At 37.0% G+C, this 15,794-nt stretch carries 8 protein-coding genes; all 8 read right to left on the reverse strand.

What is annotated here, in order from left to right:
- Positions 1 to 292: 292 nt before the first annotated feature.
- Positions 293 to 1,411 carry an iron-containing alcohol dehydrogenase gene (locus M0P98_07070; GenBank protein MCK9266620.1) on the reverse strand — a complete coding sequence of 373 codons (1,119 nt, stop codon included), beginning with the start codon at positions 1,409 to 1,411 and terminating at the stop codon, positions 293 to 295.
- A 36-nt stretch (positions 1,412 to 1,447) separates the two neighbouring features.
- Positions 1,448 to 2,377, reverse strand: coding sequence for an inorganic phosphate transporter family protein (locus M0P98_07075; GenBank protein MCK9266621.1), 930 nt, complete (start codon positions 2,375 to 2,377; stop codon positions 1,448 to 1,450).
- Between the two features lie 469 nt (positions 2,378 to 2,846).
- Entirely contained in the window at positions 2,847 to 6,998 is a 4,152-nt protein-coding gene (locus M0P98_07080) for a right-handed parallel beta-helix repeat-containing protein (GenBank protein MCK9266622.1), read from the reverse strand.
- A gap of 9 nt (positions 6,999 to 7,007) precedes the next feature.
- On the reverse strand, positions 7,008 to 10,964 hold the full coding sequence (locus tag M0P98_07085) for a LamG domain-containing protein (protein ID MCK9266623.1): 3,957 nt from the start codon (positions 10,962 to 10,964) through the stop codon (positions 7,008 to 7,010).
- A gap of 333 nt (positions 10,965 to 11,297) precedes the next feature.
- On the reverse strand, positions 11,298 to 12,464 hold the full coding sequence (locus M0P98_07090) for a hypothetical protein (protein MCK9266624.1): 1,167 nt from the start codon (positions 12,462 to 12,464) through the stop codon (positions 11,298 to 11,300).
- Positions 12,465 to 12,766: 302 nt separating this feature from the next.
- Positions 12,767 to 13,447, reverse strand: coding sequence for a DUF47 family protein (locus M0P98_07095; protein ID MCK9266625.1), 681 nt, complete (start codon positions 13,445 to 13,447; stop codon positions 12,767 to 12,769).
- A 9-nt stretch (positions 13,448 to 13,456) separates the two neighbouring features.
- Positions 13,457 to 14,479: a 3-deoxy-7-phosphoheptulonate synthase gene (gene aroF, locus M0P98_07100; protein MCK9266626.1), complete on the reverse strand. Its 1,023-nt coding sequence runs from the start codon at positions 14,477 to 14,479 to the stop codon at positions 13,457 to 13,459.
- Positions 14,480 to 14,500: 21 nt separating this feature from the next.
- Entirely contained in the window at positions 14,501 to 15,580 is a 1,080-nt protein-coding gene (gene pheA / locus M0P98_07105; GenBank protein MCK9266627.1) for a prephenate dehydratase, read from the reverse strand.
- Positions 15,581 to 15,794 lie beyond the last annotated feature (214 nt).

Consider the following 15,794-nt stretch of genomic DNA (forward strand, 5'->3'; position numbering starts at 1 on the left):
CGGCGAGATTGCCACGTTACGAAGCCCCTCCTACGCCAAGGTATACCTGCCGAAGCTTGTATTTTAGCGTAGGTTGGCTTCGGCGGGTAAAGCTCGCAAGATAAACTGCAAAAGACGGAATGGGGGGCTGTTAACAAAAGGTTCAAGCCTTTTGTTCCCCTACTCTGAGCCTGTTGAACCCTTCGGAGACGTTTTTGTGCAGAAGGGTAAGTTCTCAGAGTGCCAGATTGTGGCGTAGAAGGTGTATGCACCGTAGTCCCAGAGTGAGTAGACACCACATACTTTTTTACCCTTATAACGCTTTAAGCAATATTTCTCTATACTCTTTTTTACCGAGAGGTACCTTCATATTTTTAGAAGCCCTCTGAGCTCCGATTTCACTTAAATCGGTGAGGTTGTCTATATCAATATCGGTTATTCCTATCTCTTTTAAATGAGAAGGAAGTCCAAGATTTTTAACAAAATCTTTTAGGTTGCTAGTTTCTCCCCATATTTCTTCTAATTCTGTAAACTCTTCTGAATACCCGTTATCTTGCAGATATTCAAACACATAAGGTAGAAGTAGAGCGTTTGCAGTTCCGTGATGGGTTGCTTTTGTGACTGTAAGAGAATACCCCATACCGTGTACTATTATTGTTCCGGTGCGGTTTATTGCGAATCCTGCCAACAGAGAAGACAAAAATATCTCTTCTTTTATGTTAAGATTATCTTTATCATCTACTATTTGTGGTAAATACTTCCATAAAAGTTTTAAACTTTCTTTGGCAAAAAGTTTTGAAATATGGTCAGATCTTTGAGATAAAAAACTCTCTGCACTATGAGAAAAAGCGTCCATACCTGTTGCAACAACAAGTTGGTAAGGAAGGGTTGATAAGGTTTTAGAGTCCAAAATAGAGAGTTTTGGTATAATCTGGTGGCTATTGATGGTCTTCTTTGTTTTTGCTTCTTTATCCATAATCACAGCATACCTTGTTACTTCGCTACCTGTGCCGCAGGTGGTAGGTATGGTGACAATAGGTAGAGGTTCACTCTTATATTCCATCTCTCCGAAATAATCTTTAAGTTTGCCCCCATTGGTTGCAATAACAGATATTGCTTTTGCAACATCCATTGGGCTACCTCCTCCTACTCCAAGCACAAAATCACATTTTTCTTTCCTACATATTTCTGCACCTTTTTCAACGTTGGGTATATCCGGTTCAGGATTGACTTCTGGGTATAACACAACCTCTATGCCGTTTTTGGAACATATATCTGTTATTGTTTTTATTAGCCCTGTTTCAAAAACAAATTTTCTTCCTGTTACTATAAGAACCTTTTCACCGTATTGTTTTATCTCTGGAAGATATTTTGGTATACCTCCTGTTTCAAAATATACTTTTGCTTGCATATTAAAATAGATACTTTTCATTACTGCCTCCTTCATAATTGATATCAAAAATGGTGGTTAGCCAAGAAAAATTTTGTATAATATAAGGCAAAAACACATTCCAATTGCTGGAGTGAAAAACCAGCCAGCAAAAATTTTTGCAACTTTTTCTAAACTGATTGTTTTAATACCTCTTAAAACACCTATCCCTGTTAATGCTCCAACTATTGCTTGAGAAGAAGATACTGGGACACCTATTTTATTGTATATATGTATGGCTATGGAGTGAGACATAATAGCGATAAAGGCAGAAAAAGCGTCAATCTTTATAATTTCTCCCCCTACCGCTGTCATCATTTTTTTGCCGTTAAAAAGAGCTCCCAACCCAGTGCTGATTCCACCTATAAGCAACGCTTGTTTCATATTAAATATTTTGGATTTATAAAACACTCCAGTTACGTTGGCAACATTGTTACCGCCGAGAGTGTACGCACCGTAGATACCTGCAAGAATAAGTAGGTTTCTCATAATTTTGTCGTATAATAAGAAGTGTATATTAACCTTTTTGAAAATCTTTGTCATTGACCAGTAAAAAATTATAGCAATTATTCCGGCACCAATAGGGGTTGTGAACCAGCAGATAAAGATTTTTGTTAGCCCTTGGAGTTGTAGCTGTTTGTTTATAATACCTATACCTATTATTGGACCTACTACTGCCTGTGAGGTGGATACAGGAAGTCTTAATATTATCATTAAATTAACAGTAAGGGCTGCTGCTAAAGATATTATAAAAGCGGTATTTCCTGTCTGTTCGGTTAACCCAGAAAGAGTTTTTATACCAGCTTGCCCGTTTGTTAATGCGCCAATAACAAGAAATATTCCAGCCAGTATAACAGCAGTTCTATATCTTATCATATAAGAAGATACAGCCGCACCAAATATGTTTGCAGCATAACTGGCTCCAAGTGTCCATCCTAAATACACAGGTCCAATAAATCTTAAATCCATTTTATCCTTTTCCTTTTCACTTTACTTGAGTAAGACGGAATGGGGGTATCGGCATTGCCTTCAACGCCCAATTTGTAATCCTGAACTTGTTTCAGGATCTCTCCCTTAACCCACGTCGATAGTAGGCACAACGTACAAAACGAGATTCCGGATCAAGTCCGGAATGACATACAAGGGGAATCCCATTCTTTATCATTACGTTTTTCGTTTTCTCTTAACTTGTTAAAAGCCCCTCCACCTACGATACAATACAAGCTTCGGCGGATAAACCTCATCCCATTAACCTCTCTGCAAACTCTTAGGGACTTACTACCCCAAACATCCTCCAGGGTAGAGGGCAAAAAAAGGGAGTGAGTAGACACCCCATACGCCTTTCTTTTATGTCTTTTATCTGCCGTTTTGTGGCATTGCGAGGAATGCCTTCTAATGACGTGGCAACCCTCGTCTTTATCCTTATTATTTTTTGTCTTTATTTGATAAAATTGAGTTTACCTCCACCTTCAAGTCGCCATATACGCCCATCAGTATACATCCATCCAGTCCAGTTTTTCCTTCTTCTTACACCTATATTAAACCTGGTTGATTTGTCTTCAACTGGCTTTAAGTTTATTAAATTTAAAGGGATTTTAAACTCTGCGCTCCAACTATAAGTATTTATATCATTCATAACGGCAGCATATTCTACCTTTTTTGCAAGTTCGCTTCTGAGATTTTCTGGTAGTTTGAAATAACTATCAATTATACTAAACTGCCCGTTAGGATGCCCTGTGAAAATGTATATTGGTCCTGTTTCCATATCTGGTAGCCACCATCCTCCTGTATCACTATCGGCTCGCCCTTCTACAGATATTTCTGTTATTCCCCACTCAATAGGTAAGGTTTTAAGAGAGAGCGACATACTATCGTTCCAAGGGTCTGGAGTGTGTTCTATGCCTATATAAAGGTACTGGTTGTCATATACAACCCAAGCGTAACTTTTACAGGTAGCTTCTTCTGTTTGGCTTCTTGTATAAAATTTATCTATAACAATAGCTTTACTCTTATCAAGGTTTAACCACTCCTCTTTTTGGAGTTTACCATCAATTTTTATTGGGTTGGTTCTTTTTGTGACGGTATGTTCCTTAGGTTTTGTAGTACCAGTAGTTTCTTTTGAAGAGTCAAAGTATTTGCCTATCTCTCTTTCTACAGGCCAGGTAGCTCTCAATTCATCTTTGTAAAGACCTATTTTTTCAAAAGGTATAGGTTCAAAACTAATCTGGTTATAAACTGGAGAACCTTGTCTCATACGGAAATCATATCTGTTGATATTATGGAAAATAGGGTCTATCTCATCTTGGTTATCAGAAATAGTGTTATCTTGCCTAATACCCGATGCAAATGTAACAAAAGGTCCTCCGGTGTTGATATTTCTTGCAAGAGTTATATTTCGAGGCCATCCGAGCGGTCTTTTATCTTGATTCAGAAGATTACTAAGTTGTGGGTATCTTTCGTTCCAAGGTGGGGTTTTAGATTCAAATTTTCTCATAACCTCAATCAATCTGTTTCCACGTGTAGTAAGTTTTCCGTTGGCTTCCATAAGATTGCTTCTATTCCCAAGAGAAATTCCTGGAAAACAACTCACAAATATGTTGTTTTCAAATCTGCAGTCAGGTGCTGAAGAAGATATACCGTTGGTTCTAAAGAAAATGTTACCGCAGACGGATAAATTTGAACTGAGTCCGTCTATATGGACTGCTCTTACGCCGTGGGTCTGGTTAGGTGAGTAATGGCCTGTTATATGGTGAACAAAATTGTTTTTAATTATATTGCCTCTAAAAGTTAAAGGTTGCCCAAGGTCCCATGTATATATAGCCCCAAGTTCTCTTGAATGGGCGACAACATCGTGTATATCGTTATATTCTACAATATTGTTGTTACCGTAAATACTTATAGCCGAGTGGTTAGAATCTGTGATAATATTATGTTTAACCTTTTGTCCAATACCTCTGATTTGTACTGCCATACTGCTACCTGATAACCTATTAACTCTGGCAATAAAATTGTTTTCAACACAAAACCCAGTAGGTACCAACTTTCTTCTATTCTCAATAGCTTGTGCGTATCCAAAATTGTATTGAGTGTTATCTGCAAGAATTATACCAGCATCACCAACATCATATATATCACACCCAACAATAGAGTGGTTCCAACCGCTCTTTAAATATATACCACTCTGCCCTATATTTTTTACAACACACCCAGCAATAAGAGAATTGCGTCCTGCCGACACCAGTATACCATTTTGCCAAGTACCCTCAAGTGTTAACCCATATAAAACTAAATTTGATGCGTTTTTTAATTCTATTATAGGTTTATCTAAGGTGGTTACTATTGCTTCACCTTTTATATCTTTTGGAGGGAAAAAATAGAGTTTACCAGTATCTTTATCAATATACCATTCGCCTGGTGTATCTATCTCGCTTAATAGATTGTAAGCAAAAAAAGGAGTTCCTCTGGATATTCTGTTGCCAAAATAAGCAGGGTCTTTTACATGTGCGGTTCTTGGGTCGTCAGCAAGGTATATGATTTTTTCTTTTGTGTCTATAGAAGTAATTTTAAGATGGTTTATAACGTAAGGTACTTTAGGTCCAAGATACCCTCTTAGCCAAGCATCTTTCTCTTCTGTCCATCTTTCTGGCTGATTTCCAGAGTATTTGAATTTACCTTTCTGGTATGGTTCGTCTCTGAATGTGTAATCTCCTTTTGGGTCAACCAAAGAAGCAACCCTTGCCCAACCTTCGTTAGGCCAACGAGCCATCTGCATTATCTCGCCATTATAAATCAGTTCCATTGCTCCAGACTGCTCTGTTCCAGTACCTCTGTTTTTTAGTACTCCATAATTTTTTATTCCTTGCTGAGAAAGGTCTGCAACAAAAACTTTGTTTCTTGCTGCAACTGGTAACCTATCAAGTATTTTTTTGTCTGTTACAGGTTTGAAATCTTTTACTGTCTTACCACCAATAATACGGGGCACTTCTCCTTGGTAAGCCCTAAAAACAACGGGAGCGAAATCTGTGCCAGAATCTTCTTCTGAAAAAGTAATCGTATCTTCAATAAAATATTCCCCGCCTCTTAAATATACAGATATTCCTTTTTGAGGAAACCCTTCTGTTTTGATTTTTCGTATCTCTTGTTGAGCTCTTTCGATTGTAGCAAAAGGACTATCTTTGCTACCTTTGTTTGTATCTTTACCATCAGGTGATACATATATGGAGTTTGTAGGTAGGTTAACCCAGTTTATCCGTTTTTCTCTATCTGTAATTTCTGTCTGTCCATCTTTTAATCCGTCTATAGATTCAAGCCGGTCAACAAGTTTTAATCTATCTATCTCGTTAGGATTATATTTTGAAGATACGTCTTTAAGGAGTTTTTCGTATATTCCTTTTGCAGTCATATATTTTTTTTCTCCTCTATAAGTATCACCAATACCTATCTCTGCTCTCATTGTATCGTTTTCTGATATTTCGGGTGTTTTTAGTATCTGTTGGTACACCTTCCTGCTTTCGTTATATTTATTCTGTTGATTAAACAATTCTGCTTGTGTAAAAAGAGTGTATGCTCTATAGTGGGGAGTTAATGAAGAAATCTTTAAGATTTCTAAAAAAGTTTTGTTGGCTAAATCGTATTTTTTTTCTAATCTATAACTTTCTGCAATATTAAATAACGAGAGCGCTTCTCCATAATTTATGTCACTAATATCTTTTATTTTGGTATACTCTTTTCTTGCACCGTTAAAATCTTTCTTTTGGATAAGAGAGTCTGCGGTTTCAAAAATTGCTTTTATTGTGTTCAGGGCAAACCCCTCTACTCCGCTTCCAGCTTCTTTAATTTCTTCGCTACTTAAAACTCTGTTATGTATTATCACTTCATCGATATCTAATATTTCTCTGGTGTTCAACCCTACCCTAAAAGGATAATTTGCTAAATTATAATCTCCGTCGTGCTTTATCTTGGCGGCTATTTGCCCGTTGAAATAAAAAATCACCTCTTGACCGTTCCAGGTAAATGCGATATGTTGCCATACTCCTTCGGGTATACTTGTTTTTCTTGCGGTTGCCTGATAATATACATTCTTTTTCCCATCAGATGTTGTTCCCGGTATACTGCTTACTCGTCCGTGGTTAGCTCCGAGTATCCACCCCCTACCTCCCGCACCCGATAATAGGACAGAGTTAACATTAGACTTAATCTCCTCGTACTGTGTTACTGGTCCACTTTGCCTGAACCAACACTCTGCTGTAAAAGATTTGTCTGGAATATCAACAGCTGGTCCTTGGTAATGTCCTCTGTCCAACCGTACGGCTTTCTTGCCTGGGAAACGTCCATCAACTACTTTTAAATCGTCAATAATTCTTTTCCCGGCTTTAGCGGGCATAAAAGAAAGGTCGTTACCTTTACCTGTTAAATCTTTAACAATGCTTTTACTATCGGTAACTTCTTCAAAAGTATAATATCTTGATACACTTGCATCTTTCATTAAAAGTTCTTTTCTTTCTTTCCATTTTGTTTCTACTTCACTTTCGCCTTTCAAGGTGTAAACCAGAAGTAGTAACATTAATCCTACATACTTTAATATCTTCATAAGTTCCTCCTATCGCTTTATGTCTGTTAAAGTAACTTTAATGCTTTTTTTAGAGTAAAAAGAATACCCAGTAAACGTGTCGTCAAAATTAAATATAGCCCTTGTGTTCTTATCTATTGTTGGGCAATCTTTAGTAGGTATAAAATCTTCATTGTATCTAACAATATCAGAAAACCTAAGGTTATCTATACATCCTTCAAAAGGTCCGATTGAAATATTCTTATTTTCATCCACAATATTGATTTTGTTTTGCCCTGTTAAAGGAGTAACACCATAAGAAGCTCTTTTATATAAGAGTTTTGTTCCATCAACAAAAATAGAAAAATCCCCTTCTGTTCCTTTCTCGCCATCTATTATATCCCAAGTGCAAGCAATGTGAACCCATTTATCTGCATCAAAGAAATATTCGCCTTGATATCCAGGACCCGCGCCGAATTGCTCTTTTTTGTCTGTTGTGAGAGAAATTTGAAGCCGACTAAAAAGGTTTCTCACTCCTCCCATTGACCAGTATTTATGGAGAAACTTTATATGAGGGGCAGTAATCAAAGGAAAATCTTTTATAGTAAAAGGAAATAGGATTATTTCGTTGGTAGAAATATCAGGTTTAAACCAAAACTCTACTGTGCCTACCATACCTGGAAAATATGTATACCCACCTTGCGGAAGTTTTTCGCCTGTATCAAAAACAAGTTGGTTGTTAGATGTGAGTTTTGCTGATTTGCCAGAGATACCTTTCGTAAACTCTGTTAATGTTTGAGTTTTCTTCTGAGGGGTGTCTTGTATTGTTAGAGATGCAGAGTAGGTTTCTGGAAATAGGTTAGGCAACCCAAATGTTACAACAGGTTCTATATTTAAAAACTTGTAAAAAGCAGAGAAAGTTGCACCTTTGAAATTATGTGTGTAAGGTTCTATACTCCAAACACCTCCTTTTCCTTCAACAGGGATTATTATTTTCCCAGTATTTTCTTTAGCAATATTTACCGCTACTGAACCATCAGGTCTTTTTATGCAAGCAAAACTTGATACATATATTTCAAGATTTTTAAGGTTTGCAGGTACCTGAAAAAATATAGGCATACCTTCACCTGCTCGCCCGTAAGCCCCTTCGCCTGACCGTCGTATTGGTGTGCCTGATGGCGCCCATAAACCTTCTGGGCAATATAAGGCAGCTTGCGCCCCTGTAATATCCAGTAACGTGAAAGGTTCTCTCCCACCTGTTGAAAGAAAGTATAGACCGTTGGGCGTTTTAGCTGGTAAAGTTATATAAGCGTGGTAGATATCGTCAGGTTGTAAAACAAGACGTTCAGGCCACTGAACTCTCTTCTCAATCTCAATTTTTACATCTTTTAGGGGGGTGTTTTTAGGTAGGTCGGGGTACTTAGAAATTTCAAGTTTAACATCAGGCCTTAAAGTAGTAAAATAAAAACTGAGTTTTGTTTCTGTGCCTTTTTTATGGTTGAATAAAATTTTTGCTTGAGTGGTATCCTTTGATTTTATCACTAAAGGAGTTCTTTTGTTACTCCACCCTTTTTCAGATACCAATTTTAAAGCAGTAGGTAATCCTATAAAAGGGTTGTGCCAATCAACCTCTGTTAAACTTGTGGGTAAATTTTTCCAGTCGAGAGGGTTTTTTGGGAGTTTTGATAAAACGTCTTCAATAGAATATTTCTCGACATAGTATAAAGCGTCATAAAGGGTCTGTTCAGCGGCTCTTCGGAAACGTTCATCTCCGCTAAGCCAGTAAGCAATAGAGGTAGTAAAACCATCATAATTTTTATGAGCGATTGGGTTATATCTTCTGTCAAAACGATATCTCTGGTCCATAAGTTTTAGGAAAGCCTCTTTTGCAAGTTCATCTTTTGTTTCAAGGTAGTATTCAGCTGTATTGTGGCTGGTACGGTGGTCTTTATACATTGTTCCGTAACTATTTTGAAACATTTTTATACCGTTTTGGCTTGTTAAATCGAACATTGAATGGGCAACTTCATTTGCCATATTAACTATATCTTTATCCCAGTCGATTATTGACAAGGTTACAAGTTCTCTTACAACTTTTGATTGGTTTACTTGTATTGCTTGGTTTATTTTCCAATCTTTTTTTACAGATTCTTTTATCATTTTCAGAAGTTCATAAGAGCGTTCGTCGCCTGTTAAGAAATATTCCATAAGCCAGCATCCAATCTCGCCAGCACTTATAACATAAAGACTGCTTGTTTGTCCCCATACAAAAGGTAGGTTGCTACCTTCACGAGAAAAAGACATAAATCTACCTTGTTTTTTAGGATTGTTTGGGACAGAGTGGTGTATTAGGTACCAATCTCCTGTGAAACGGCTAAATTTGTGGGCATAGTCGTAATATGTTCTTTCACCGCTACGAGCATAAAGACGCCACGGTTCTCGCCTTACACCATAACGGTCTACTTGAGTTAGTATATGAAAAGTTGGCATTATTCTACCTGAAACAGACTGATAGTACCAGGTTGTAAAGTCGCCCCATCCAATAAACCCAGTAAGTGGAAAGGCTTTATATGGCAACAGATACCTTTGCCAACATTCAGATATCATTGCTTCTTCTCGGGGGAAATTTTGTACATCTTTATGGAGCATTGGGTAACCCATTGCTTCTGTTCTACATAGCCATACAGGGTCTGCAAGTGTAAGTGGAGCTCTTGCGGCTGTTGTTGCTGTCTGTTTTACTTTTTCTGGGTTATATGTACCCTGGTGTGGTAAAAACCATATATCGTGAGTTCTTGCTGAACCCTGAGCATTACTTTCAAACTCAGAAAGTTTTTTTACGCCGGGACTGCTTAGCCCTTTTTCTGCCCAGGTTTGCCAATAGTCTTTAACAAGGGTTTTTCCACGAAAATCTAACTCTTTGCCTGAGCGTCCTGACCAGAAAACTGCTCTTGCACCTTTTTCTCCAAAAGATATTTCTTTAGGAAACCTTTCTGCAAGCCATGGCATTACAACTGTTATACCAAAATTATCATAATCTCCATAAGCCCAGTCTCCTAAAGTTTTGATTTCTGAGATAACTGTATCTATGTTATTTACTCTTTTTCCTATAAATGCTTTATATGTTCTCTCTGCAAAATGAGGATAATCTGCCTGTAGAAAATATATATCTGCCCCTTCGAAAGGAGTTTTTTTAACCTCAATATTTGTTGTTTCTCCGAGTGCAGAATATATATCAACGGGATTGGAAGGTGTTTTAAACTCAAGACCATAATCTTTAAACCAGACCTTATTTGTATCTTCTGTAAATATAAGTGTGTGTGTTATTTTGATATAAGGTACGCCCGCGGTAAAGTAAAACCATACATCTGCTCTTGCAAGTTTCTCGCCGGCGGTGGTTACATACCAGCCAGAACGTTTAATTGCTAAACGGTTAGGTCCTTCTTTAAGTACCTCATTTGTTATTTCTGCTGCCTCTCCTGATACTCTTGCTTCTCTTCTGGAATTGTCAATCAAATAGGCACCTGCTCCAGAGTTTTTTAATACCTGCCTTTTCTCTTTACCGGAAATAAGCCAACCTTCTTCAGGGAGAAGTTGGTTTTTATCAAATCTATATATTGCAACTCCTGTGTTTACCTCAAATCCACCGTTGGCTTGTTCTGTTACCTTTAATGGGTTGGGGTATTCACCTCTTTTGATATCTTTTCCAAACTCTACCCTGTAATTACCTTGTGGGGATGCTGTAAACCCTGCCAATGTCCATCTAATGCTACCATCGCGCCAGGTTGCCGTTACATCTATCTGAGAAGGTACTTCTCTCTCGCCACTCATTATTCTTATACAAGAAGAATCTATAAGTTCGCCTTCTGGGAAAGGTATGCTGGCAATTATAGGCCAAGGAGCATTTAATCCTGATATATCATTGATTCTTATAGGGAATTCCCCTGCTTTCAATGTTAAACTAAACAGAAGAAAAAAAACAATAAGAAAAGACTTCTTTATCTTATCCATTTTAACTCCTTTATCTGTTTTTTCCCCTACTATTGTTTATATCCTCGCCTTGTCGCCGTTTTTGTGGCGTTGCGAGGAGCGTTTTATTCCATAGTTTTCATAGGAATTGCGACGTGGCAATCTTCGTCTTTATCATTGTTCTTATTTCGTGAAAAAAGTATGTGTCTATGAACGAATTAGGGGTGCTGCTACAACTCAAGTAAGAACCTGCTTGTACTGGAATCTCTGAAAACCTTCTAAACTCAAATCTATAAGTCCCAGTATTATAGGCATAAGGTTACCGTTGTAGTGCCATATGTTGTTCTGATTTCCTTTGAACTTCCTTTTTTTATCTCACTTTAAGTTCATTCTGGGAAATTTTCCTTCAGGGTTTCCGCACATATCGTGAAGAAGTGTCATAAATTTGCACAGGTTTTCAAAAGTGGCAAGGGGCTGTATAGAGTGGTCGGTGTTGGGAAAATAATATCCTTCTTTCATCATAGGTATAGCTTTGTCCATTATTTCCTTTTCTATAAGATTTGCATTACCTGCGTTTAGCACTTCTTTCTCAAGCCAACCGCAAAAAATGAATTTCTGATGTTTTTTGCGAAGTGTGAAAAGGTCGTTGCTAGCTTTAACTTTGCAAGGGAAAAGTCCATTAACTCCGTAACGGCTGAATATCTCCGTAAGCTCCATTATATTTCCATCTGAATCTACTGCGACCATATCTACCCCGCTTGAAGCGGCACAATCGCAGACCTCCCTGTACCCCTGACCAAAAAATTTGTCGAATTGCTCTGGAGATATCAGCATACCATGGTTGTAACACATATCTTCCCACTTAAAAACTATTTCGGGTTTAAGACGTTCTATGAGAGGGAAAATGTATTTCCGCGCATACTCAAGGGCTCTGTCTGTAATTTCCTGCACCAGTTCTGGATCGTCATAGAAAATGAGGCTTACATTTTCGGTTCCAAATAAATTGCGGATATCCCCGTAGCCACGTATTCCTGGATTTATTAAAAGAGGATAATCTCTGTTGTCAAAACGTTTACAGTTTTCTTCAATCTCTTCTTTTGACATAAACGTTTTAGGTACAGTGGGGGATTTGTAGAACTCCCATGATTTTCTATCCGTTAAAGGGTATTTTATAAATTCTGGCATACCGTAAGCCCTCGTATTACCTTCCATTTGGCGTCGGATTATCGAGCCGTTTTCCGATTCGGTTATCTCGTACCCGTTTTCAATTCTCGTGGTTGTCTTGAAACCTTCCATACCGCTGGCTATATAAAAATCAAGAGATGTCGGTCCCATTGTTCCCCAGTAGTCTTTCCAGCTTTCAACATCTCTCTCCCCATTTTTATGGCGTCCTACGTAAGCGGGCATACCAGTTGCAACCAGCCTGTCGAGGACGTAATCTGTTGGCGGTAGGCTCAGGCTGGAACCTTGGAAACCGAAGATAGGCATATAGTAGGGTTTTTCAAAATGTGCGACAGCTTTAAATCTTTCTCTGTTATTCATTTTTCTGAACAAATATTAAGTTAACCTCGTCTCGCCTATTGAGAACCTGCCTGCATAAATCTTTTGTGCAGGTAGACCCTTCTTCACACTATACAAAGAAGGTTGAGGTTTATCCTTTAAAAAATTCAGTTAAACTTTATCAATATCCTTACAAATAGTTAAATTTAATTCGTAAATATTCGTAAAAACCGTCATTATAATGATAGAAACAAGCCTCCTCCGGTAAACGATACTTAGAGAGGATTACTACATGGTATCACTATAATAGATAGAGGGTAAGAGTTTAACAGTTTTTGTATCTCTTATATCATTCTTTTTACTGCAATAATACTAAGAACATCTGCTACTTCTTCAGAAAGGTCTGAGATACAACCTATCTCAGTAACAAGTTCTTTAAGGAGTATTTTTTCTCCAAGTTGGTATTCTGAAGAAAAAATCATTCTAATAAGTTCCCTCTCTTTTCTATCAGAAAAACTCTCTTTCTCATCTACTTCTTTTACACAATTTTTTACATCCCTTGTATTTGTAAAAAGAATTTTAAAACCTTTAATAGCACTAACATAAGCTTCCATATTTATATCTATAAGATTTTTGAATTCTGTATGAAACTCATCTGGAATTAAGAGGCTTTCTGTTTCAATCTGATACAGAACAGATTGAGCTTTGTTAAAAACCTTGTCTATCGATTCTATAACTTCAAGAATATCTCCTCTTGATTCTGGAATAAGGGATTTTTCATAAAAGGAGATTTCTATATCTCGTCTTGTGTCGTCCGCTTTTGACTCTGCTGAATGGGTTTCATCTATAAGTTTTATAAATAGGTCTGTTATTCCTTCTTCAAAATATATTGATATGGTTTTATTAAAAAGCCGTATACTTTCATACATCTGTAAAAGATACTCTTCAACCATAAGATATATGGCATTGGTTTTTCTTCTAAAGAAAGAAAACCAAACTTTCCTTGGTTCTATTTTTTCAGACATATATTCCTCTTAGAGTTTTTTACCAACTGCTTTAGCAACAGGCTCAATTTCTTTCATAAAATCTGCAAACATTTCAGGATTTAAAGATTGGAAACCATCAGAAAGGGCCATCTCTGGTTGTGGATGAACCTCTATAATAAGTCCATCTGCCCCTGCAGCAATAGCCGCTTTACTCATAGGCAATATAAGGTCTCTTCTGCCTGTTCCATGGCTTGGGTCAACAAAGACAGGAAGGTGAGTCTCTTTTTTTAATACTGGCACCGCACACAGGTCAAGGGTGTTTCTTGTAAAGTGGGAATCAAATGTTCTTATACCTCTTTCACAAAGTATTACTTCTTTGTTTCCACCTTTTAAAATATATTCTGTACAACTTAAAAATTCTGAAATTGTTGCAGAAAAAGCTCTCTTTAGAAGGACAGGTTTTTTTACTTTTCCAACCTTCTGCAACAACCTATAATTGAACATATTTCTTGTTCCTATCTGTAAAATATCTGCTACTTCCATAACTCCGTCAACCTCTTCGGGAGAAAGAACCTCTGTGATTACTGGTATATTATATTTTCTTTTTGCTTCTCTAAGAATTTGAAGCCCTTCAAAACCAAGTCCGTCAAAAGAATAAGGAGAAGTTCTTGGTTTAAATGCGCCTCCTCTTAACATCTTTGCTCCAGAGTTTTGAACAAGTTTTGCAGTTTTTAATAGTTGTTGTTCACTTTCTATTGAGCAAGGTCCTGCAATAATGGTAAGGTTGTCTCCTCCAATTTTTAGGTCACCGATTTTTATAATAGTATCTTCTGGGCGGAACTCTCTACTTGCAAGTTTGTACTCTTTTAAGATACTTATTACGTTTGAAACACCGGGAAGGATTTTGAAAACTTCATCAGGCACTCCTCTTGTATCTCCAATAAGACCTATAATAGTTTTTTCAGCACCTTCACTATAATTTACATCAAAACCAAAAGATTTAATCTTTTTTATTACGTTATCTATATCCTTTTTAGTAGCAGTTGAACTCATTATAATTATATCAGCCATTTTGAACCTCCGTTGTAAATATTATGTTTTGTTTGTATCTTTTGCAGGGTATGACCCTAAAACTTTAAGAAAAACAGTCTCTTTTTCAAGTTCAGTAAGAACGCTTTTTATTTTATTATCTTCTTTATGCCCAATAAAATCAAGATAAAATATATAATCCCAAGCTTTTTTCTTGCTCGGTCTTGATTCAATTCTTGTTAGGTTGATGTTAGATTTAGTAAAATGGTTTAAGATATCTTGTAAAGCACCAATCTTATCTTTGATAGATAAAATTATAGAAGTCTGGTCTGTTTCTGTCTTACTTGAAAGTTTTTTCCCAACAACAAGAAACCGTGTTACGTTTCCTGTGTAATCTTCTATATTTTCAGCAAGAATATTCATCTTATAAATAGAGGCAGCAACTTTTGCTCCGATAGCGGCTGTTTCTTTTTCGTTAGATGCAAGTTGGACTGCTTTTGATGTGCTTTCGGCTTCAACTATTTCAATGTTAGGAAGGTTTGTTGTTATCCAGTTCCAACATTGAGATATAGGTTGAGGATGTGAGAAAATTTTCTTTACATTTTTTATTGAATCTTCTTTTGAAAGAAAGAAATGGTGAACATCAAGAATAACCTCAGATACTATTTTAAGGTTGCTATCAACAAACATATCAAGGGTATGGGTTACGACTCCTTCTATTGAGTTTTCTACTGGAACGATTCCGTAATCGGCTCTGTTATGCTCTACTTCCTTAAACACATTGTCTATTGTCCTGCAAGGAATGTACTCTACCTTTTCTCCAAACTGTTTAATGGCTGCCTGCTGAGTAAATGTTCCTTCAGGTCCAAAGTAGGCAACTTTTATTTGCCTAAACATACCTCTGTATACTTTAAATATGGATTCCATAATTGTTTCAATGTCTTTTTCTTTAAGGAGCCCTTTGTTGACTTTTACAAGGTTTTCTATAATTCTTTTTTCTCTTGCAGGGTCAAAAGGTGGCAGTTTTTCGTCTTTCTTTACCTCAAAGATTTCCTTTACTTTTTCTGCTCTTAAACTTAGTAATTCAAGAAGTTGTTTGTCGATATTATCAATATCTTTTCTAGTTTCATCAAGGTTCTTCATTTTATTTACCTCTTTTTTTTGTCTTGAGACTCCTTATTTGTTGTATATTTAATCCTTACTGTTATTTTATCCTTACCTTGTCGCCGTTTTGTGAAAAAAGCATGTGTTTAGGAACGAATTACGAGGTGCTAACCGACGCTTTTTGTCGTTGCGAAGGAACGCTTTGTGTGACTGCGGCAATCCTCGTTTTTATCCTATACACTATTGTTTATTC

This window comes from bacterium, assembly GCA_023230585.1.
GTDB lineage: Bacteria > Ratteibacteria > UBA8468 > B48-G9 > JAFGKM01 > JALNXB01.